At 35.5% G+C, this 21221-nt stretch carries 20 protein-coding genes; 12 read left to right on the forward strand and 8 right to left on the reverse strand.

Annotation, left to right across the window (positions count from 1 at the left end):
* The first annotated feature begins 32 nt into the window (after positions 1-32).
* The 9 genes from MG292_RS05880 to MG292_RS05920 all read left to right on the forward strand — a co-directional run bounded on the left by MG292_RS05880 (position 33) and on the right by MG292_RS05920 (position 9810).
* Positions 33-1040 carry a 3-oxoacyl-ACP synthase III family protein gene (locus MG292_RS05880; protein WP_264533646.1) on the forward strand — a complete coding sequence of 336 codons (1008 nt, stop codon included), beginning with the start codon at positions 33-35 and terminating at the stop codon, positions 1038-1040.
* 264 nt (positions 1041-1304) lie between these two features.
* Positions 1305-3083, forward strand: coding sequence for an arginine--tRNA ligase (gene argS / locus MG292_RS05885; RefSeq protein WP_264533645.1), 1779 nt, complete (start codon positions 1305-1307; stop codon positions 3081-3083).
* A 148-nt stretch (positions 3084-3231) separates the two neighbouring features.
* The gene (gene ffh / locus MG292_RS05890) at positions 3232-4590 is read left to right on the forward strand and encodes a signal recognition particle protein (protein ID WP_264533644.1); all 1359 of its coding nucleotides are present in this window, start codon (positions 3232-3234) and stop codon (positions 4588-4590) included.
* Positions 4591-4718: 128 nt separating this feature from the next.
* On the forward strand, positions 4719-5600 hold the full coding sequence (locus MG292_RS05895; protein ID WP_264533643.1) for a bifunctional 5,10-methylenetetrahydrofolate dehydrogenase/5,10-methenyltetrahydrofolate cyclohydrolase: 882 nt from the start codon (positions 4719-4721) through the stop codon (positions 5598-5600).
* A 119-nt stretch (positions 5601-5719) separates the two neighbouring features.
* Complete coding sequence (locus MG292_RS05900; protein WP_264533642.1) at positions 5720-6334, forward strand: hypothetical protein; 615 nt, start codon at positions 5720-5722, stop codon at positions 6332-6334.
* A gap of 8 nt (positions 6335-6342) precedes the next feature.
* Positions 6343-6633, forward strand: a complete 291-nt coding sequence (locus tag MG292_RS05905; RefSeq protein ID WP_264533641.1) for a winged helix-turn-helix domain-containing protein — start codon at positions 6343-6345, stop codon at positions 6631-6633.
* Positions 6634-6685: 52 nt separating this feature from the next.
* Complete coding sequence (locus MG292_RS05910; RefSeq protein WP_264533640.1) at positions 6686-8074, forward strand: DUF4153 domain-containing protein; 1389 nt, start codon at positions 6686-6688, stop codon at positions 8072-8074.
* 149 nt (positions 8075-8223) lie between these two features.
* Positions 8224-9402: an AIR synthase related protein gene (locus tag MG292_RS05915; protein ID WP_264533639.1), complete on the forward strand. Its 1179-nt coding sequence runs from the start codon at positions 8224-8226 to the stop codon at positions 9400-9402.
* Positions 9403-9453: 51 nt separating this feature from the next.
* Positions 9454-9810 carry a hypothetical protein gene (locus tag MG292_RS05920; RefSeq protein ID WP_264533638.1) on the forward strand — a complete coding sequence of 119 codons (357 nt, stop codon included), beginning with the start codon at positions 9454-9456 and terminating at the stop codon, positions 9808-9810.
* 4 nt (positions 9811-9814) lie between these two features.
* Here MG292_RS05920 and MG292_RS05925 read toward each other — a convergent pair whose 3' ends face one another.
* Both MG292_RS05925 and MG292_RS05930 read right to left on the reverse strand, forming a co-directional pair.
* On the reverse strand, positions 9815-11314 hold the full coding sequence (locus MG292_RS05925) for a PAS domain S-box protein (protein WP_264533637.1): 1500 nt from the start codon (positions 11312-11314) through the stop codon (positions 9815-9817).
* Positions 11274-11966 carry a DUF6629 family protein gene (locus MG292_RS05930; protein WP_264533636.1) on the reverse strand — a complete coding sequence of 231 codons (693 nt, stop codon included), beginning with the start codon at positions 11964-11966 and terminating at the stop codon, positions 11274-11276. The genes MG292_RS05925 and MG292_RS05930 overlap by 41 nt, the downstream gene beginning before the upstream one ends.
* Positions 11967-12225: 259 nt before the next feature.
* On the opposite strand from MG292_RS05930, the gene MG292_RS05935 reads away from it, so the two are divergent.
* Positions 12226-12663 carry a hypothetical protein gene (locus MG292_RS05935; RefSeq protein WP_264533635.1) on the forward strand — a complete coding sequence of 146 codons (438 nt, stop codon included), beginning with the start codon at positions 12226-12228 and terminating at the stop codon, positions 12661-12663.
* A 179-nt stretch (positions 12664-12842) separates the two neighbouring features.
* Here the strand turns inward: MG292_RS05935 and MG292_RS05940 are convergent, their stop codons facing one another.
* From MG292_RS05940 to MG292_RS05965, 6 genes are all read right to left on the reverse strand, one after another.
* Complete coding sequence (locus MG292_RS05940; RefSeq protein ID WP_264533634.1) at positions 12843-14051, reverse strand: peptidylprolyl isomerase; 1209 nt, start codon at positions 14049-14051, stop codon at positions 12843-12845.
* A 24-nt stretch (positions 14052-14075) separates the two neighbouring features.
* A complete protein-coding gene (locus MG292_RS05945; RefSeq protein WP_264533633.1) occupies positions 14076-15194 on the reverse strand; it encodes a peptidylprolyl isomerase in 1119 nt (372 codons plus the stop codon).
* A gap of 13 nt (positions 15195-15207) precedes the next feature.
* On the reverse strand, positions 15208-15825 hold the full coding sequence (gldI, locus tag MG292_RS05950; RefSeq protein ID WP_264533632.1) for a gliding motility-associated peptidyl-prolyl isomerase GldI: 618 nt from the start codon (positions 15823-15825) through the stop codon (positions 15208-15210).
* A gap of 3 nt (positions 15826-15828) precedes the next feature.
* On the reverse strand, positions 15829-16833 hold the full coding sequence (locus tag MG292_RS05955; protein ID WP_264533631.1) for a DHH family phosphoesterase: 1005 nt from the start codon (positions 16831-16833) through the stop codon (positions 15829-15831).
* Between the two features lie 70 nt (positions 16834-16903).
* Positions 16904-18151: a chloride channel protein gene (locus tag MG292_RS05960; RefSeq protein ID WP_264533630.1), complete on the reverse strand. Its 1248-nt coding sequence runs from the start codon at positions 18149-18151 to the stop codon at positions 16904-16906.
* A gap of 123 nt (positions 18152-18274) precedes the next feature.
* Positions 18275-18664 carry a RidA family protein gene (locus MG292_RS05965; RefSeq protein WP_264533629.1) on the reverse strand — a complete coding sequence of 130 codons (390 nt, stop codon included), beginning with the start codon at positions 18662-18664 and terminating at the stop codon, positions 18275-18277.
* A 217-nt stretch (positions 18665-18881) separates the two neighbouring features.
* Between MG292_RS05965 and MG292_RS05970 the strand changes: the two genes are divergently transcribed.
* A complete protein-coding gene (locus MG292_RS05970) occupies positions 18882-19574 on the forward strand; it encodes a hypothetical protein (RefSeq protein ID WP_264533628.1) in 693 nt (230 codons plus the stop codon).
* Between the two features lie 58 nt (positions 19575-19632).
* The gene (gene guaA / locus MG292_RS05975) at positions 19633-21162 is read left to right on the forward strand and encodes a glutamine-hydrolyzing GMP synthase (protein ID WP_264533627.1); all 1530 of its coding nucleotides are present in this window, start codon (positions 19633-19635) and stop codon (positions 21160-21162) included.
* Positions 21163-21221: the final 59 nt, after the last annotated feature.

Here is a 21221-nt window from a genome sequence, read left to right on the forward strand (position 1 = left end):
AAAAACTTTAAATTTAATATACTACTACACGTATGTACCACTCAAAGATAACAGGATTAGGATTTTATGTTCCTGATAATACCGTTACAAACGATGATTTATCAAAAATTATGGATACCAATGACGAATGGATTCAAGAAAGAACTGGGATTCAAGAACGTCGCCATATTGTGCCAGGTCAAGACACGACTACTTCTATGGGAGTCAAAGCGGCAAAAATTGCGATTGAGCGTTCCGGTTTGGCCAAAGAAGACATAGATTTTGTCGTTTTTGCCACCTTAAGCCCCGATTATTATTTTCCAGGACCGGGTGTTTTAGTGCAACGCGATTTGGGTTTGCGTACTGTTGGAGCTTTGGATGTTAGAAACCAATGTTCGGGATTTGTGTATGCTTTGTCTGTGGCCGATCAATACATCAAAACGGGAATGTATAAAAACGTTTTGGTCATTGGTTCCGAAGTACAATCCACAGGTTTGGACATGACGACTCGTGGTCGTGGGGTATCGGTAATTTTTGGTGATGGAGCAGGAGCTGCGGTTTTAAGTCGCGAAGAAGATCTGACTAAAGGAATTTTATCTACGCATTTGCATTCAGAAGGGCTTCATGCCGAAGAATTGATTGTGAAAGCACCCGGAATGGGCGGTCGATGGGTAACGGATATTTTGAAAGACAACAACCCAGACGATGAAAGTTATTTCCCATACATGAATGGCCAATTTGTGTTTAAAAATGCAGTGGTGCGTTTTGCTGAGGTGATTAATGAAGGTTTGGAAGCCAATAATTTGCAAGTGGCTGATATTGATATGTTGATTCCACATCAAGCGAATTTGAGAATTTCGCAATTCATTCAGAAGAAATTCGGATTGAAAGACGAACAAGTCCATAATAACGTGATGAAATACGGTAATACCACCGCAGCCTCTATCCCAATTGCTTTGACGGAGGCTTGGGAACAAGGTAAAATCAAGTCAGGCGATACGGTAGTTTTAGCGGCTTTTGGTAGCGGTTTTACTTGGGCAAGTGCTATTATTAAATGGTAGTTGTTGGATAGTAACTACTTTTATTAAAATTGTAAACCATTTAGAAATTAAGTCTCATTAAACCCTTAATGAATCTTAATTTCTAAATGGTTTTTTTAAAAAATTATGAATTATTTCCAATAATAAAATCCGTGTAATCTGTGTAATCTGTGTCGAAAAAAAACAAATAAATGCTCTTTTTAACTTACCAAAACCGATGCAAAAAAAGGCTATTCTATTTCCTTCTGAAATCCTTATATTTGCACTCTTAAAAAAACAGATTCAATGTCATTACAACACATTCTTACTCCATCTATAACAAAAGCGATTCAGGATTTATTTGAAGTATCCGTTGATAAAGTAGAGTTTCAGGCTACCCGCAAGGAGTTTGAAGGCGATATTACCATGGTTATTTTTCCTTTATTGAAATTGGTGAAAAGTAATCCGGTAGAATTAGGAACTCAAATTGGGAATTATTTGGTGGAGAACGTTCCAGAAGTAGCTCGTTTTAATGTGGTCTCTGGATTTTTGAATATTGTAATCTCCGACTCGTACTACTTGAATTTCTTTAATGGAATCAAAGACGATCCAAAATATGGTTTTGTAACACCAAATCCTTCCGACAAGGCAGTAATGGTGGAATATTCTTCGCCAAATACCAACAAGCCTTTGCATTTAGGACACGTTCGTAACAATTTGTTAGGTTATTCGGTGGCTGAGATTTTGAAAGCTTCGGGTAAAAAAGTGTACAAAACCCAAATTATCAACGATCGTGGGATTCATATTTGCAAGTCGATGTTGGCTTGGAAAAAATTTGGTAATGGAGAAACGCCTGCTTCCACAGGATTAAAAGGAGATAAATTAGTTGGGAATTACTATGTAGCTTTTGATAAAGCCTACAAAGAAGAAATCAACGACTTAATGGCTACTGGTAAAACAGAAGAAGAAGCCAAAAAACAAGCGCCCATCATTTTGGAAGCACAAGAGATGTTGCTAAAATGGGAAGCAGGAGATGAAGAAGTAAAATCCCTTTGGGCAATGATGAACCAATGGGTGTATGATGGTTTTGCGACTACCTACAGTAATTTGGGCGTTAACTTTGATAGTTTTTATTACGAAAGCAACACCTATTTGTTAGGAAAAGACGTAGTTCAAATTGGTTTAGAAAAAGGCGTTTTTGAAAAAGATCCAGACGGTTCGGTTTGGATTGATTTGACTGACGAAGGTTTGGATAGAAAAATCGTGTTGCGTTCCGACGGGACAGCGGTGTATATGACACAAGATATTGGTACGGCAATCCAACGTGTGAAAGACCATCCCGATGTGGGAGGTATGGTGTATACGGTGGGGAATGAGCAAGATTACCACTTCAAAGTGTTGTTTTTGATTTTGAAAAAACTTGGTTTTGATTGGGCTTCGAGCTTGTATCACTTATCCTATGGAATGGTGGAATTGCCTTCAGGAAAAATGAAAAGCCGTGAGGGAACGGTAGTAGATGCCGATGATTTAATGCAAGAAATGACCAGTACGGCTCAAAAAATTTCAGAAGAATTAGGCAAACTAGAAGGCTATTCGGATGAGGAGAAAGCCAAGTTATACAACACGATTGGTTTGGGAGCGTTGAAATACTACATTTTGAAAGTGGATCCTAAAAAACAAATCATGTTCAATCCAGAAGAATCGGTTGATTTTGCTGGAAACACAGGGCCGTTTATTCAATATACCTATGCGCGTATTCAATCCATTCTTCGTAAAGCGACTTTCGATTTTTCGGCTACAGCCAAAACTAACGACTTGCACGAAAAAGAAAAAGAACTGTTGAAACAAATTGAATTGTATCCAGAAGTAATTCAAAATGCGGCGCAAAATCACAGTCCCGCTTTGATTGCCAATTATACCTATGAGTTGGTTCGTGAATACAATTCGTTTTACCAAGCGGTACCTATCTTGGGTGAAGAAAACCAAGAAAAGAAAATATTCAGAGTCCAATTGTCTAAAAAAGTAGCCGATACCATTGCTTCTTCGTTTAGTTTGTTAGGGATTAATGTTCCGGAGAGAATGTAAAATTGCAATTTTAGTATAAATGAAAACGACCTTTAGAGGTCGTTTTTTTGTTGGTTTGCAAGCAGATTTTTGCCATTTAATTATATAAATATTGAATTGCCTAATTATTGAATTAGTTTATCTTTGCATTTCAAAAAAAGTAAATAGTATGTTTAGTAATTTAAGCGATAAATTAGATAAAGCCTTTCACGTATTAAAAGGACACGGAAAAATCACTGAGATTAACGTAGCGGAAACTTTGAAAGAAGTGCGTCGTGCGTTATTGGATGCCGATGTGAACTTTAAAATTGCCAAAGATTTTACTGCCAAAGTAAAAGACAAAGCGATGGGTCAAGATGTATTGACTACGTTGCAACCAGGGCAATTAATGGTAAAGTTGGTGAAAGACGAATTGACCGAATTGATGGGGGGCGATGTAGCTGGAATCAATCTTTCGGGAGCGCCAACGGTCATCTTGATGTCGGGTTTACAAGGTTCGGGAAAAACTACTTTTTCCGGGAAATTAGCTAATTATTTACAGACTAAAAAAGGAAAGAAACCACTTTTGGTAGCTTGTGATATTTACCGTCCAGCGGCGATTCAGCAGTTGTATGTCGTGGGAGATTCTATTGGGGTTGAGGTGTATTCCGAACCTGAAAATAAAAACCCTGTTGAAATTGCGCAAAATGCCATCAAACACGCTAAAGCCAACGGTTTTAATGTAGTGATTGTCGATACCGCAGGTCGTCTAGCAGTAGATGAGGAAATGATGAACGAAATTGAACGCGTTCATAAAGCGATTCAACCGCAAGAAACCTTGTTTGTTGTGGATTCAATGACGGGTCAAGATGCCGTAAATACAGCTAAAACTTTCAATGACAGATTGAACTTTGATGGGGTGATCTTAACCAAATTAGATGGAGATACTCGTGGTGGAGCTGCGCTTTCTATCAAATCAGTAGTGAACAAACCAATTAAGTTTGTAGGTACTGGCGAAAAAATGGAAGCGATTGATGTGTTCTATCCAGATCGTATGGCAGAACGTATCCTTGGAATGGGAGACGTTGTGTCGTTAGTAGAAAGAGCGCAAGAGCAATACAACGAAGAAGAAGCGAGAAAATTACAGAAGAAGATTGCGAAAAACGAATTCGGATTTGATGATTTCTTGGCGCAAATTCAACAAGTGAAAAAAATGGGTAATATGAAAGACTTGGTGGGAATGATACCAGGAGCTTCTAAAGCCATGAAAGATGTTGAGATTGAAGACGATGCGTTCAAACATATCGAAGCAATTATCTATTCAATGACACCTAAAGAAAGAAGCAAACCTGCTTTGATTGATATGAAACGCAAAACAAGAATTGCCAAAGGTTCTGGTACTAAAATCGAACAAGTGAATCAATTGATGAAGCAGTTTGAGCAAATGAGCAAAATGATGAAAATGATGCAAGGTCCTGGAGGCAAAAACCTCATGAAGATGATGGGCGGAATGAAAGGAATGCCAGGTGGAATGCCGGGGATGAGATAATAAAAGGTTATAAGTTTATAAGGTTAAGAGATTAAAAGGGTATAATTACATCACACTAATAAGGGTTTATTTTTTTAAGTTTAAACAGATAAACTCCTAAACAACTAAACTAAATACAACACAATACAATGCAACTACTAGACGGAAAAAAGACATCGGAAGATATCAAACAAGAAATTGCAGCTGAGGTTCAAAAAATGAAAGCCAATGGTGAAAAAGTACCTCATTTAGCCGCAGTTTTGGTTGGGAATAATGGCGCGAGCTTGACCTATGTGGGCAGCAAAGTGCGTTCTTGTGAACAAATTGGTTTCGAATCGACTTTGGTGTCTTTGCCAGAAACAATTACCGAAAGCGAATTGTTAGCTAAGATTGCCGATTTGAACGAAGACGACAATCTGGACGGTTTTATTGTTCAATTGCCTTTGCCAAAGCATATCAATGAAGAAAAGATATTGATGGCAATTCATCCTGACAAAGATGTAGATGGATTTCATCCTACAAATTTTGGTAAAATGGCTTTGGAAATGGAAACATTTTTGCCCGCTACTCCGTTTGGAATCATGCAATTATTGGAGCGTTACCAAGTAGAAACGGCTGGAAAACATACGGTAGTAATTGGAAGAAGCCATATTGTAGGCCGACCAATGAGTATTTTGATGAGTCGCAAAGGTTATCCTGGCGATTCTACCGTAACCTTGACGCATAGTAGAACTAAAAACATTGAAGAGTTTACTAAGAATGCGGATATTATTATCACTGCTTTAGGGGTGCCTAATTATTTGAAAGCAGATATGGTGAAAGAAGGTGTTGTCGTAATTGACGTGGGTATTACTAGAGTAGAAGATGCATCGCACCCAAAAGGCTATGTGATTACCGGTGATGTTGATTTTGATGAGGTAAGCAAGAAATCGTCTTTTATTACGCCAGTTCCTGGAGGCGTAGGACCAATGACCATCGCTATGTTGTTGAAAAATACACTATTAGCGAGACAAATTAGAGCAAGAAAATAATTTTTACTAGTATGATAAGATGAAGCTGTTCAATTGAACAGCTTTTTTTATAAAAAAACAACTTTTTTGTTGGTTGCTTTATAAAATAATATAACTTTGCATTTCAAAGTACTTTAATTATGAGTAAAAAACATCAAGACGATTTGTCACATATTCGTTCCATGATGGAGCGATCGTCAAGATTTATTTCTTTAAGTGGTTTGTCTGGCGTGTCGGCTGGATTGGCAGCTTTATTGGGTGGAATATATGTGTATAGGCTTTTTCAACAAAATGGCATTGCTTATTTCGATGGGGTTGACAAGGAGTTTCCTGTACATTTAGTTAATCAATTAATTGCTGTTGGAATTGCTATTTTAATTGTTGCACTAGTTTCGGCAGTATTTTTTACGGTACAAAAAAGTAAACAACATAATCTGCCTATTTGGACTAGTGCCACCAAGAATATGTTGTTCCATCTTGCGATTCCAGTGGTGGTAGGAGCTATTTTTGGAGTAGCACTTTTGTTACATCAATTATATGTCCTTTTAGCACCTGTTACGTTACTGTTTTATGGGTTAGCTTTGATAAATGCAGGAAGTTATACTTTGACAGATGTAAAATATTTAGGATTTACCCAATTGATATTAGGTTGTTTGTCTCTTTTCCTTCCAGGATACGGTCTTGTTTTTTGGATATTGGGTTTTGGAGTATTGCATATTATTTATGGACTATTGATGTTCAAAAAATATAAATAATTGACCTAATGGGAATTATTGACAAGTTAAATAAAGATTTTGAGAGTAGGGTTAGGCTTGGTATTATGTCAGTGCTGATGGTCAATGACTGGATTGATTTTACAGAAATGAAGACCTTACTCAATAGTACAGATGGTAATTTAGCGAGTCATGCAACAGCTTTGGAAAAAGCTAAATATATTGAAATTAAGAAAGAGTTTGTAGGTAAGAAACCGAAAACATCTTACCGAGTGACTAATTCCGGAAGGCAGGCTTTTACAAATCATTTGAATCAATTGGAACATCTTTTGAAAAACTAATATTTTTTTGTTTAATAACTTTGAAATTCAAAGTACTTTAATTTTTTTTAATATGAAAAAACATCATTTAATTGGAATCAGTATTCTAGCTTTTATTGTGCTTTTTGTTAATGAAGATATAGGTCTTAATCTGGCTATTTTTGGTCTGGTTCTGATAGGTCTTCTAGTGTATTCCTTTAAGCAACATTTGAAAGGTACAGCGGAACGAATTTTAGTTGTACTTTCTATTCTATCGTGTTTAGCCTTTGCTTGGTACGGAGATTTTGTTTCTTTGGTAGCTATTTTTTTGTCAGTGTTGGTATTACAATTTCGTATTCAAACCCCTCAATTAAAATGTATCCAAGTAGTACCCATTATACTGATTAATTCTTTAGCAACGAGTATCCGTTTTTTTCAATTTTCAAAATGGCTTCCTGAAACACGAATGAATACCAATTTTGCAAAGATACTTGTAGCTTATATGATTATTCCGTTGTCGTTTTTGTCTGTTTTCTTTTTAATATATTCTTTTGGGAGTGATCATTTTTCTTCTTTGTTTACAAATTACACTTTTGATTTTAATCCCTATCAACTCATTTTTGTAGTGGTGTTTGGAACCTATTTTTCGTTTAGTTTTTGGAATTATTGGGTACCTGATGCTTGTTTTGACATCAATTCAAAATTACAAAATGAATTAGATGAAGGTCATATGGTTTCTAATCGATCAGGATTTTCAATATTGGATACAGATTTTAAACGAAAAAGTGGTGAGATTACCTTCTTCCTTTTGAATTTACTATTGCTAGTATTTTTATTGACATTCAATTATGAACAGTTTTTTGAATCAATTGCAAGCTCTAAATTGAGTGCTGCGACTCACGAAAGGGTGAATGCCGTATTGTTTTCTATTTTCTTGTCTATAGTGGTAGTTTTAGTCTATTTTAAAGGAGAATTTAATTTTGATTCCAAGGCAACAAATTTGAAGATATTAGCCAAAATTTGGATGGTATTGAATGGGTTTTTAATTGTGAGTACACTACTAATAAACGCGGAATATATTGCCTCTTTTGGCTTGACGTATAAGCGTTTAGGGGTATTTGCTTTTTTGTTTTTAGCAACAATGAGTTTAATCTTTACTGCAGTAAAAATCTCCAAAATAAAATCCAATGCTTATGTTTTTAATCAGATGATTTGGTATTGCTATGGAGTGATTTTGCTATGTAGTTTTGTTAATTGGGGTAATTGGGTTACTAGCTATAATATTTCGGTTAATAAAGGAGTTGAGCCTGTATTTTTGAGTGATTTGAATTTTAATGATGTATTGCGCCGACAGTTTTTCCAAGAAAATAAATTAAATGGAGGGTATAATGAAGTGTTGAGAGAAGAAGAAATTAAGGTCAAGCAATCGACTTCGTTTTTGTCTCAAACATTGTATTATGAATCGTTAAAATGGAATGACTAATTTTAAAAGCCTTTCTGCTAATAGATAGGCTTTTTTTATTCTATTTGGACTTGAATTTAGGATCGTATTCTACTTAGGCAAAAGCCAAAAAATTAATTATCTTTGCCGAAAATACATTTTGCCGAAAGGCAGACAACACACCTAACTACATGAGTTCAGATACTTCAAAAAGATACGCACAACGCGGTGTTTCGGCATCAAAAGAAGATGTACACAATGCAATTAAAAATATTGACAAAGGATTGTTTCCGCAAGCCTTTTGTAAAATCGTTCCCGATTACTTAACCCAAGATGACAACTATTGTTTGATTATGCACGCCGATGGTGCAGGGACTAAATCGTCTTTGGCTTATATGTATTGGAAAGAAACGGGCGATATTTCAGTATGGAAAGGCATTGCGCAAGACGCGTTGATTATGAATATTGATGACTTGTTGTGTGTGGGAGCTACGGATACTATTTTGCTTTCTTCTACTATTGGAAGAAATAAAAATTTAATTCCGGCAGAAGTTATTTCGGCTATTATCAATGGAACCGAGGAGTTGATTAAAGAATTGGATTCTTTTGGGGTAACTATTCATTCTACAGGTGGGGAAACGGCTGATGTAGGCGATTTAGTTCGTACCATTATTGTAGATTCAACGGTTACAGCACGAATGCCACGTGCCAAAGTAATTGATAATGCCAACATTCAAGCGGGTGATGTCATTGTAGGTTTAGCGTCTTTTGGACAAGCCACTTACGAAAAAAGTTACAACGGAGGGATGGGCAGTAATGGGTTAACTTCGGCACGTCATGATGTGTTTTCTAAGTATCTGGCACAAAAATATCCGGAAAGTTTTGACTCGGCTGTTCCTGAAGAATTGATTTACTCGGGTCAGGTAAAATTAACAGATGCAGTAGAAAATTCTCCTATCGACGCAGGTCAATTAGTGCTTTCGCCAACCAGAACCTATGCGCCAATTATTAAGAAAATTTTAGATAGCTATTCTTCAAAAGAAATCCACGGAATGGTACATTGCAGTGGAGGAGCGCAAACTAAAATTTTACATTTTGTAAATAATCTACACATTATAAAAGATAATTTATTTCCAGTTCCGCCATTGTTCCAATTGATTCAAGAGCAATCTAAAACCGACTGGAAAGAAATGTACCAAGTATTCAATTGTGGTCACCGTATGGAATTGTATGTTCCTGAAACAGTAGCTCAAGATATTATTGCCATCTCAAAATCGTTTAATGTTGATGCTCAGATTGTAGGTAGAGTGGAAGCTTCAGATTCTAAAAAATTAACTATTTCTAGCGAGTACGGTACTTTTGAGTACTAAATTCGTTTGTTATTTCTAAATTAATAAACCATAAACTTTTAAACTATTTAAATGTACGAATTAGTATTTTGGCAGTATCAGGAAGGAGTTTACTTGAACCATCAATTGGTTTATGAATCTTTGATAGAACAAGAAATGGTTGAGGGTTTAGAAGAACTACCGGTAACTGTGATACTCAATCGTATCGCCAGTGTTTTTTCTAGTTGGGAAAAAGTAGATGATAACAGTTGGAAAAATTCCAAAGGAAAAGGTGCTTTTCAAGTAAAGACTACAATACAAAGTATTCACATCGATTGTTATGGAACCGAAGGAAAAACAATGGAACTTTTGGCTGCTACTTTGGAAGAATTCAAATGTCCGTGTTACGATCCTCAAGTTCCGGTTCGATTTGACGAAATGAATGAATAAATTTTTATTCTTTTTCATCTCCTTTTTTAAAACCAATCAATTGTCTGTATTTTAATTCGGTTTCTTTAAGTTCGTCTTCTAGTTTTTTGTATTGACTGATATCTTTAATAGTAATAATTCCGGCTACTACACGATTGTTATGGTCAATTAATGGTTTTCCACTAATGAGGACTCTTCTTTTCTCTTGAGTATTGGGATTCCAAAGGATTAAGTCAATATCATTCGTTTCTTCTCCAAGTAAAGCTCTTTCCATGGGTAAGTTTTGAGATGGGAAAATCGTTTTTCCGTCAGGATAAAATAATTCAAAATGATTGATAAGATTGGGGGATATTTTTTCATCTTCTTCAATACCCAATAGTTCGTTAACCATAGTGTTGGCCAAAATAGTTTTGTTATCAGCACTGGCTACTAAGATACCATCATTGATGTTTTCCAGTATTATGCGTAGTTTTTCTTCGTTTTCATAGAGCTGGTTAATGGTGTTTTCTTGTTCATTCTCTAACTCGATTAGCGTGGTGATGTCTTGAGCTACAGCGTACAATAACCCCGTTGTAGTATCTGGAGAAGTAGCCCATTGCAACCATTTTATAGAGCCATCTTTGCAGAGGTATCGGTTTTTAAACTGCATCGTGATATCACCTCGTTTTAGTTTAGTTACTTCTTGCTCCGTCATTTTTTTGTCTTCGGGATAAACAAAGTTTAGAAAAGGCTGTTCTAGTAATTCTTTTTCGGTATAGCCCAGTATCTTGGAAGTGGCTGGGTTCACTTTTATAAATTTTTCCGAAGACGCAATCAACATCATTTCAGTGGACATATTAAAAAGTTTATCAGATGTAGCGAGTGATTCTTCTAATTTTTTACGTTCAGTAATATCAGTAGCAATACTCCCAACAGCATAGATTCTTCCAGTAGAATCGTACAATGGAAATTTTAAGGCTAAGTAAGTGTGTTTTTTGTTGTCTTGATGTATCGTTTCTTCCATTTGAAGTTCTTTCAAGGCTTTTACGACTTCCATGTCTGAATTTCTATTGGCATAAGCCAATTCAGGGTCTAAAAAATCAGCATCTGTTTTACCAATGATTTTCGTGTCGTTTACTTGGTATATAGCAGCGTATCGTTTATTGATTAAAAGATATTCGCCGTTGATTTTTTTTATAGAAATAAGACTGGAAGCATTATCGATTATTGATTGCAATAATTGTTGGTTTTCCAATAGTAATTTTTGCGAATTGTTTTTGGCTCGGAGTTGTGCCTTTATAATGAAATACACCACAGTTAAAAGTAGTATGGAAAGCAGAAATAAAAATCCAATAATCCAATTCAATACTAGATTTGAAATCACTGCGCTTTGATTTTTAATTCGGATGAATACTGTCCAAGCTAAGCTTAATACAACCAAAACGTTGATAATAAAGCCTAGTACTATTTTGTTTTCAAAACTAATTTTCATGGCATATATAAGATTAATGATGATTAATTTGAGTTTGAGGATTGAGATACCCATTCCAACCTTCGTTTTTTTTCTTGCTATCATTTAAAATGAAAAACACAGCAATGCTTATTATGGAAGCAAAAAAGCACCATACAGAAAGTATGTATTCTTCATAAAAGAATGCAGTGATTATATAGGAGATCATAATCGTCATTCCCACAATCCACATTTTTTTTATTTGAGAGAGAAAAGGAGGGATTATTGTTGCCAAACCATACATCAATTCGCCAAAATTTCTCACTCTAGAAGGAAAATTTTGAATGTAAGTAATGTGAAACCCAATTATTTTTGCCTGTACTGGAAATAGGAATAAACAGATGCCTAAGTAGAATGCAATTCCGATTCCGATAATTAAAAAGAATAAATGCAAACGTCGCTTGCTTTTGAAGTGTTCTAATTTCATGATAGCAAGCGGTACCCAAATGGGCCAAATAACTTGTGCGAAAAACAGAAATAAATAGGTTGATGGATTTTGGAGAAAATTGAAATCAGGATTTGTCAATGAAACCCATACAATGCCTTCGCTTATTTGTTGAATTGAAAACAGCAGCGGAATTGTAGCAAAATAAACTTGATTGGGTTGTTGTATCTTTTTAATAGAGGCTACCCCAATAGAGGCTAAAACGATACTCGCCCCAAAACTTACATTGGCTGAAAAACACATACGCATTATCTTTTAATAGATGAATAAAAGTTTTATAATGCATTACTTTTAGTTTAATGCATTGTGGTAGGTTTTTCTATAAATGAACAAGAATAGTTTGGGGTGAATTGAACTGTTTGTAATTCAAAACACAACTAAAGTAAGAATTGTTTTCCAATTTAACAATTGAAAATCAGTATTTTGCAATAATTTTGTTTTTGATGAGAGTGATTTTTTATTGTTATAAAACTTCCCGAACTTTGTATGAAAATATAAAAACATGAAAATAAATCTAAAAAACGGCATTGATCAACTGCTTTTTGGGATGAAACAAAAAGATGTAGAAGCCATTTATGGAAAGCCTGACCGCAATTATAAAGACGAAGATGATAATCAGATTTTAGTGTACAATAAACTAAAAGCACGATTGACGTTTTATCAAGAAGAAGATTTTAAATTAGGATATATTGTAGCTTCTGGTGCTGATTTAGAATTATTTGGAAATACAATTATCGGTAAAAAAATAAGTGAAGTCAAAAAAGATTTGGCACCAAAAAACATTACCAAATTCACACAAGAAGCATTTGATACGTTTGAAAACTATTTCAACGAAGAAAATTGGATTATTTTTCAAACCGAATTTGAAGAAGTTGTGAAGTTTGAAATCGGAGCTATCATCAATGCGAAAGATGAGTTTGATTGGAAATTTGGCAAATAAATTTCTATAACTAAAATTAATAATTAAATTTATTTTAACCACATAGAAACATAGGCTACTTATTCGTATAGATAAGAATAGATAAACGTTTCACTGTTCTCATAGTTTACTATGTGGTAAAAAGATAAAAAAATCCTCAACAATTGTCGAGGATTCTTTATTTTGTCTCTATAAAAAAATTATTGTTTAGGAGTAGGAGCCTTATCTGAAATTTCCACTTCAAAAACTAAATTAGTATTGGGTGGAATTACTCCTCCAGCACCTCTTTCTCCATAAGCCAATTTAGCAGGAAGGAATAATAACATTCTATCTCCAATGTTCATTAAACTCAATCCTTCTAAAAATCCTGGAATCATACCATCTTTTTTACCTGCTTCAAATGGGAAAGCTTGGTAACCATTTTGATCGGCACGTGCTTGATTGAATTGCCCAAAAGTTGTAGCAACGTCTTCGAAGTTACTATCAAATAAGTTTCCATCTTCAAAATAACCAGCATACTTAAAATAGATTGTACTTCCTGCAACAGGTTTTACATCGGTTCCTTTTTGCAAAAGAACATATTGCAAGCCGGAAGCAGTGGTAGTAGCTGTAGCTTTAGTAGTTGCTAAATACGTTGCTTTTTCTTTGATAACATTGCCGTATTTTTCTAAATAAATTCGTCTATTTTCAGCTTGGATAGCCGCTTGTTTGGCTCTGTTTTCAGCGTCAATGGCGGCTTGTTTTTTGGCGTCTTCAGCTTTATTGGCATAGTAATCAGAGAAGATTTTAACAGCATCAAATTTAGCAGCTAAAGCGCCTTTTCTGGTAATAGTCACTTTAGTAATAACATCGTTTTGCTCAATTTTATTCACTACGTCCATTCCTTGAGTAACTTGCCCAAAAACGGTATGAACACCATCTAACCACGGGGTGTCTTTGTGTGTAATAAAAAATTGACTTCCGTTAGTGGCTGGTCCTGAATTAGCCATAGAAAGGATTCCTCCTTTGCTGTGTTTTAAATCGGTAAACTCATCTTTAAATGAATAACCAGGTCCGCCCGAACCATTTCCAGCAGGATCACCTCCTTGAATCATGAAGTCTTTAATGACACGGTGAAATTTCAATCCGTCATAAAATGGTTTTTCTTTTAATTTTTCATCGGTTACAAAAGCGTTTTTTCCTTCTGCTAAACTAATAAAATTAGCTACAGTAACGGGTGTTTTTTGGAATTCTAATTGTACTACAATAGTTCCTTTATTGGTTACAATATTGGCAAAAATTCCTTCTGTTGTTTTTGGACTCGCCATTTGTGAAATGGCCGGTTTTTTTGCTGGAAGTCCTTTTTTTAATTTTTGTGCTTGGACACTTAAAATTCCTAAAAATAAGAATGCTAAAAATTTAAATTTCATCTGTTCTGATTGTATTAAGTCTATTTATTGTGCTTTTAGTAATTCAATTTCAAAAATGATATTGGCGTTGGGCGGAATCACTCCTCCAGCACCCGCTTCTCCATATCCTAATTTTGATGGGATAAAAATCACGGCTTTATCTCCAAACGAAAGTTGCTCAATTCCTTCGATAAAACCAGGAATCATGCCGTCTTTTTTACCTGCTTGAAAAGGAATAGGTTGGTAGCCATTTTGTGCAGCTCTGTTAGAATCAAACGTTCCAAAGGTTTTGCATATACTTTCGATGCTGCTGTCAAATAGCGTTCCGTTTTCTAAAAAGCCAGCATAATGGATGAATATTCCTGTTCCAGCTTTAGGTTTAGTACCACCACTTTTTTTAGTAATAACATATTCTAAGCCTGATTTTGTTTTTGTAGCTTTTGCTTTTAAAGCAGCAAAGTATTTTACTTTGGCATCGATAACAGTTTTGTATTTTTTGTTAAAAATGCGTTTGTTTTCTGCATCAATAGCGGCTTGTTTCTTTTGATTTTCAGCCTCAACAGTAAAGTAATCATGAAATACTTTTACAGCATCAAATTTTTTAGCGTCATCTCCATTTCTAATAATGGTTACTTTACTCATATAATCATCTTGAAGAATTTTGTTTACAGCTTCCATTCCGTTGCCAACTACGTGACCAAAAATAGTGTGTTTTCCATCTAACCAAGGTGTTTCAATATGGGTGATAAAAAACTGGCTGCTATTGGTTGCAGGACCGTTATTGGCCATAGCCAGAACACCACCTTTATCAAAACGTAAATCGGTAATTTCATCTTTGAATCGGTAACCCGCATCGCCAGAACCTGTTCCAAGTGGATCCCCGCCTTGAATCATGAAATTTTCAATTACTCTGTGGAATTTCAAACCATCATAAAAAGGTCTGTTTTTAATGTTTTCATTGGTAACAAATTCGTTTTTACCCTCTGCCAAAGTGACAAAGTTGGCTACAGTAATTGGTGCTTTTTCATAGTCCAATTGAACGATAATTTCTCCTTTGTTGGTTTCAATTTTAGCATACAAACCATCCGGTAAATTGTTGTTTTCTTCCTTACAAGAGTAAAAAGAAGCAATAATGGCTAAGGCAAATAAAAAGCTTTTTTTCATTTTAAATTAATATTTAGTTTAAAGAATCGTTTGTAGTTTTGGAAATCGGATTGGGTTCGGCTTTCATTTTTTCATCGTAATTGGCTTCCGACATAAAATCACGAAGGGTAACAATGCACAAAAGCGGTTTGTTCATTCCAATTTTTTTATTGTCACCATGATAGCCGTAGCCCATGTGTGAAGTAAAAAGGAAATTGACTTTTTCCTTGCGATGCATCAATTTAATTCCTTCACGCAAACCAGTCATAATATTTTGCTTGTCAACAAAATAGGTTTGAGGTCCTAATTCGCTTTTCGAATAAATCACGCGCCCCTTTAGATCTTTTACTTCATAGTCAAATAAAGCAACATCTCCTTTTTTAGGGGTAAGTGTATCTTCGATATTAACAGTAGCATACGAATACCAAAACCCTTTTTTTGAAGCGATAAATTTGATTTTTTTGTTTTGACGAATTACTCTTGCAATCTCAGCTTCTTCTCCCGCGATTAATTTTTTGTTGCGATTCACAGATTGTTTCATAAAAGTCCCAGAAGCGTGAGAAATTGGTTTTCTTGCTTCTTGGTTCTTATGACAGCTTGTAATTACTGTTAGTAATAGAAGTACAGTAATTGTGTTTTTTAAGTTTTTCATGATTTAGATGGGTAAGTTTTTGACTAAATCTTCAAATTTCTGAATGGTATCTTCCATCGAGGTTTCGGATTTTCCTCCAGCAGCATTGATATGGCCTCCTCCGTTGAAATGGTCTCTGGCAAATTGATTGACATCAAAATCACCTTGTGAACGGAACGATATTTTAATGATTTTTTCTTCTTTATTTTCGATGAAAATCGCTGTAAAAATAATTCCTTTAATGCTCAATCCGTAATTGACAATACCTTCAGTATCGCCTTTAACGTGGTCAAATGAATCCAACTCGTCTTGTGTCAAATAGGTGTAAGCTGTTTTATGCTCGGTATACACCTTCATGTTTTGCAAGGCACGACCTAAAATTTGCAAACGTCCAAATGAACTATTGTCAAAAAGTAAGGTAGGAATCACGGTGTTTTTTACTCCTAAATCAATTAGATCAGCAATGATTCGGTGCGTGGTTCCGGTGGTTTTTGGGAAACGAAACGAACCTGAATCAGTCAAAATTCCAGTATAAATACAGGTTCCAATGTTTTCGTCAATGTCTGCTTTCTTGCCTAAATAAGAAATGAAGTTGTACAACATTTCGCAAGTAGAACCAAAATTAGTGTCAGAGTAGGTATAGGTAGCATAATCATCAGGAAATTGATGGTGATCAATCATGATGAAAGGCACATTGAGAGTACATAATACCGTTTCCATTTCTCCTGTACGGTGTAAAGCATTAAAATCTAAAGTGAAAATGATTTCGGCTTCTTCTAAAATTTGGGTACAACAAGCTTTGTCTTTTTCGTATATTTTTACGGTGTTAGCTCCCGGAAGCCACTCTAAAAAATGAGGCATTTCGTTGGGGGAAATCACAGTAGGTTGGTGGTTGTTTTTAAGTAAAAAATGGTACAAACCTAGGGTAGAACCCATGGCATCTCCATCGGGTCCGCGGTGTGGAATTATTGCAATTTTTTTAGGAGTAGCTAATAGTTCCTGAATCGCTTGAATGTCTTGTTTTTTCATAGATTGCGAAATTACATTTTTTTAATTTAAACGAAAAATCATTTAAATAATTAACCTAATTTTCACATGTTTAGAAAAGATCCAATCGAAAGCGATTTATTTTTTGGTACAAATGGTATTTAGGTCCTTTCACAATTTGCGAATGATATATTCCAATAGAACCCGAAGCAAAATAAGCTGATAAACAAGCAATTCCTATAAAAATACCACCTTCAATTCCGAACAATTCCATTCCCATAACCGTGCAAGCAATAGGAGTGTGTGTAGCTCCAGAAAAAACGGCAACAAATCCCATGCCTGCTAACAATGCGATTGGTAGAGGGACTATAACAGACAAAGCACTTCCTAAGGTAGCTCCCACAAAGAAAAGTGGCGTTACTTCGCCTCCTTTAAAACCAGCGCCCAATGTAAAACCTGTAAAGAGTATTTTTAAGAGAAAATCATAGGACTCGTTCGGAGTTGAAAAGGCTTTCACGATTTCGGGAACGCCTAAACCAATGTATTTAGTCGTTCCGATGAAAAAAAGGATTACCGCTAAAACAGTTCCGCCAATTAGAGGCCGAATCGGTGAATATGGAATGTGTCTTGAAAATAATCGACTCCAAAAATGAGTTGTTCTGGAAAATAACAAGGCGGCTAAGCCAAAAAGAATTCCTACTCCGATAGTCCAAAGCAAATGGATTCCATTCATTTCAGGAAGGGTAGCAATACTGTAATGCGTGTGTTGTACTTGCCAAAATTCCACCGTGTAATAAGCAGCATAAGCCACGGCAAAAGACAAAATCACACTTTTAAGGTTGATTTTACTGAAGTACATCACCTCCAAAGCAAACAAAGCACCCGCTAAAGGCGTACCGAAAACAGAAGCAAACCCTGCGCTAATTCCTAAAATAAGAATGGTTTTTCGGTCGTTTTTGTCTAGTTGAAACCAGTTCGAAAATTGGTCGGCAATAGCGCCACCCATTTGTACTGCGGTGCCTTCTCGACCCGCTGAACCTCCACCCAAATGTGTGATTAAAGTGCCAATAAGTACCAAAGGCGCCATTTTGAAAGGAATGGGTTGCTGTGGATTTTCATATTCTTCTAAAAGTAAATTGTTGCCTTTGACTACCGAAGCACCATAATAATGGTATAACAAACCAATGATCAAACCTCCGATTGGCAATAACCAAATGATCCAAGCGTGATGTTCTCTAATTTGAGTGACCCACTCTAATGCCACTAAAAAGAAAGCAGATGCCGAACCTGAAAACAATCCTATCAAAGCACAAATAATCAGCCATTGTAGAGAAAGATGAAATGTTTTTGGTAGGTTCATATTCGGGTTTAGTGAATGAAATGTGGTTCAAAAATAGTTTAAATTCAGTAATCATTGAATAACGGCATAAAAAAAAGCCGTAACCAAATTAGTTACGGCGCTATTTTTTTGGAAGATATATTCTTATTTTTCAGCAACTACTGCTGTAAATTCAATTTCTACCAAATATTCAGGAGCCACTAATTTGCTGATTTCATAAAAACCAGTAGTAGGTTTAATGTCTTTGAAAAAAGTAGCGTGAGCTGTTGCAACGGCTTCAAAAGAGTTGATGTCAGTAGTGAAAATACGAGTACGAATGACGTCTTTCATGCTTACATTTAAGTCTTCTAATACTTTTTCTACACGTTCTAAAATATTTAAAGTTTGTGCATGTGCGTCGTCAGCTTTTACTTTTTCGCCATCGACAATAGCAACAGTTCCAGATACTTCAATGATATTCCCAATGCGAACAGCACGACAATATCCCATTTTGTCTTCCCATGGTGAGCCTGTCAAGATATTTTCTCTTTTCATTTTGATAGTTTTAATGCTTAATTTAAGTGTTGCAATTTACGATAATGCGACTAATAATAGGGCTAGTTTTAAGATAAAAATGGTTAGATTATGCGATGTTTTAAAATGATTTGTTAGAAATTTTGAAGGGTATTTTGTTAAGAAATTTCTAATGCGGTAATCATGAAAGAGATTTATGTTACTTTTGTGAAGTGCAAGTTTTAGGTACGGGTTTACAATGAAACAATTAGTAGTATTTATTGCAATTATAGGATGTATATGGCAAGGACAGGCTCAGAGTGAGTTTAGTGCTAAGTTCAAGGCAATTCCTGCGGCCAAGTTTCCGATAGCTCCCAAAAAAGCTCCCGAACCTAAAAAAGTAATACCTTCTAATTCTGATATTCCATCTATTAAGGCTCCTAATGTTTTTAATAGTCCAGAAGCTCAGTTTACTAAGCCAACTCAGTCAAAAAGTTTTCAATTAGGTCAGTCGAAAACTTTTTCGATGATTCAAAAAAATGAATTTATTAAACCGGGAGCCGAAGTGGAAGCACGTTTAAATAAAAAAGACGAAGATCCTGGTGCGATTGTGTACCGTAGAAATCAAAATCTTGGTGATTTTAAAACTAAATCCGAAAAAGCAAAAGTCCTTTACAGAGATGCTGAATATGTTGATGGTGACATTATTAGGGTGTATTTGAATGATAAGGTAATTGAATCTCAAGTGGTGCTTGAAGGGGTGTTTAAAGGTTTTGAAATTGTATTGGAAAAAGGGTTTAATAAAATTGATTTCGAAGCGTTAAATCAAGGAACATCGGGGCCTAATACGGCTGAATTCAGGGTGTATGATGATAAAGGTAGCTTAATTAATGCAAGCCAATGGAACCTTGGCACAGGCTTTAAAGCAACGATTTTATTAGTTAAAGAATAAAAAAATATTTTTTTCAAAATCCATTTTTCAATTCCGAATTTAAAAAGTATTTTTGCGCATGCAACACAACGTACTTATTTTAGATTTCGGGTCGCAATACACACAGCTTATTGCGCGTAGAGTTCGCGAATTAAATATATTCTGCGAAATTTTTCCTTACAACAATTTCCCAACAGATTTATCCCCATACAAAGCCGTAATTTTAGGTGGAAGCCCTTTTTCTGTTCGTTCAGAAGATGCGCCACATCCTGATTTGTCTCAAATCAGAGGTAAATTACCGATGTTAGCGGTGTGTTATGGAGCGCAATATTTAGCCCACTTTAGTGGTGGAGAAGTTGCTGCTTCTAACACCAGAGAATATGGAAGAGCCAATTTGTCTTTTATTAAAGAAGATGAAGTTTTCTTTCAAGGAATTTCTCCCAACAGCCAAGTTTGGATGAGTCATAGTGATAGTATTAAGGCATTACCTACTAATGGAGTTAAATTAGCTAGTACACACGATGTAGAATTTGCAGCATATCGAATTGAAGGTGAAACAACCTATGCGATTCAATACCACCCAGAAGTATTCCATTCGACAGAAGGAACAAAAATGTTAGAAAACTTTTTGGTTAACATTGCAGAGGTACCTCAAAACTTTACTCCTAATGCTTTTGTTACAGATATGGTAGCCGAACTGAAAGAAAAACTACAAGATGATAAAGTAGTTTTAGGTCTTTCAGGTGGAGTAGATTCAACGGTTGCAGCGGTTTTATTGAACCAAGCAATTGGTCAAAATTTGTATTGTATTTTTGTTAATAACGGTTTACTTCGTAAAAACGAATTCCAAAATGTATTGAATCAGTACAAAGGAATGGGATTGAACGTAAAAGGAGTAGATGCTGGCGATCGTTTCTTGGCTGAATTGGCAGGAGTGAGTGATCCAGAAACCAAACGTAAAATCATCGGACGTGTATTTATCGAAGTTTTTGATGACGAGTCGCATTTGATTGAAGATGTAAAATGGTTGGCACAAGGAACAATTTATCCAGATGTAATCGAGTCGGTTTCAGTAAAAGGACCTTCAGCAACGATTAAATCACACCATAATGTGGGTGGATTGCCAGATTATATGAAATTACAAATTGTAGAACCTTTGCGTATGCTTTTCAAAGATGAGGTACGAAGAGTTGGGGCTACTTTAGGAATTGATCCAGAATTATTAGGAAGACATCCTTTCCCAGGACCAGGATTATCTATCCGAATCTTAGGGGATATTACACCAGAGAAAGTGCAAATTTTACAAGATGTAGATTCGGTTTTTATTGAAGGATTGAAATCTTGGGGATTGTACGATAAGGTTTGGCAAGCGGGAGCTATCTTATTGCCTGTAAATAGTGTCGGAGTAATGGGCGATGAGCGTACGTACGAAAAAGTAGTGGCGCTTCGTGCTGTAGAATCTACTGATGGTATGACGGCAGATTGGGTACATTTGCCGTATGATTTCTTGATGAAAATTTCGAATGAAATTATTAATAAAGTAAAAGGAGTGAACCGTGTGGTATATGATATTAGTTCAAAACCACCTGCCACAATCGAGTGGGAATAATTAGCACTTAAATTGAAAGTTGTAATTGAAACGGTATCAGATTTTGTTATAAATTTGAT

It is taken from the genome of Flavobacterium keumense (assembly GCF_029866485.1).
GTDB classification, from domain to species: Bacteria; Bacteroidota; Bacteroidia; order Flavobacteriales; family Flavobacteriaceae; genus Flavobacterium; species Flavobacterium keumense.

Coding starts and splice junctions, on each gene's coding strand:
- MG292_RS05920 (WP_264533638.1), top strand. CDS start 9,454: ATGTACGAATTAGTATTTTGGCAGTATCAGGAAGGAGTTTACTTGAAC.
- MG292_RS05960 (WP_264533630.1), bottom strand. CDS start 18,151: ATGAACCTACCAAAAACATTTCATCTTTCTCTACAATGGCTGATTATT.
- MG292_RS05895 (WP_264533643.1), top strand. CDS start 4,719: ATGCAACTACTAGACGGAAAAAAGACATCGGAAGATATCAAACAAGAA.
- MG292_RS05915 (WP_264533639.1), top strand. CDS start 8,224: ATGAGTTCAGATACTTCAAAAAGATACGCACAACGCGGTGTTTCGGCA.
- MG292_RS05905 (WP_264533641.1), top strand. CDS start 6,343: ATGGGAATTATTGACAAGTTAAATAAAGATTTTGAGAGTAGGGTTAGG.
- MG292_RS05900 (WP_264533642.1), top strand. CDS start 5,720: ATGAGTAAAAAACATCAAGACGATTTGTCACATATTCGTTCCATGATG.
- MG292_RS05925 (WP_264533637.1), bottom strand. CDS start 11,314: ATGGGTATCTCAATCCTCAAACTCAAATTAATCATCATTAATCTTATA.
- ffh (WP_264533644.1), top strand. CDS start 3,232: ATGTTTAGTAATTTAAGCGATAAATTAGATAAAGCCTTTCACGTATTA.
- MG292_RS05965 (WP_264533629.1), bottom strand. CDS start 18,664: ATGAAAAGAGAAAATATCTTGACAGGCTCACCATGGGAAGACAAAATG.
- MG292_RS05930 (WP_264533636.1), bottom strand. CDS start 11,966: ATGTGTTTTTCAGCCAATGTAAGTTTTGGGGCGAGTATCGTTTTAGCC.
- MG292_RS05940 (WP_264533634.1), bottom strand. CDS start 14,051: ATGAAATTTAAATTTTTAGCATTCTTATTTTTAGGAATTTTAAGTGTC.
- MG292_RS05910 (WP_264533640.1), top strand. CDS start 6,686: ATGAAAAAACATCATTTAATTGGAATCAGTATTCTAGCTTTTATTGTG.
- MG292_RS05970 (WP_264533628.1), top strand. CDS start 18,882: ATGAAACAATTAGTAGTATTTATTGCAATTATAGGATGTATATGGCAA.
- MG292_RS05880 (WP_264533646.1), top strand. CDS start 33: ATGTACCACTCAAAGATAACAGGATTAGGATTTTATGTTCCTGATAAT.
- guaA (WP_264533627.1), top strand. CDS start 19,633: ATGCAACACAACGTACTTATTTTAGATTTCGGGTCGCAATACACACAG.
- MG292_RS05935 (WP_264533635.1), top strand. CDS start 12,226: ATGAAAATAAATCTAAAAAACGGCATTGATCAACTGCTTTTTGGGATG.
- argS (WP_264533645.1), top strand. CDS start 1,305: ATGTCATTACAACACATTCTTACTCCATCTATAACAAAAGCGATTCAG.
- MG292_RS05945 (WP_264533633.1), bottom strand. CDS start 15,194: ATGAAAAAAAGCTTTTTATTTGCCTTAGCCATTATTGCTTCTTTTTAC.
- gldI (WP_264533632.1), bottom strand. CDS start 15,825: ATGAAAAACTTAAAAAACACAATTACTGTACTTCTATTACTAACAGTA.
- MG292_RS05955 (WP_264533631.1), bottom strand. CDS start 16,833: ATGAAAAAACAAGACATTCAAGCGATTCAGGAACTATTAGCTACTCCT.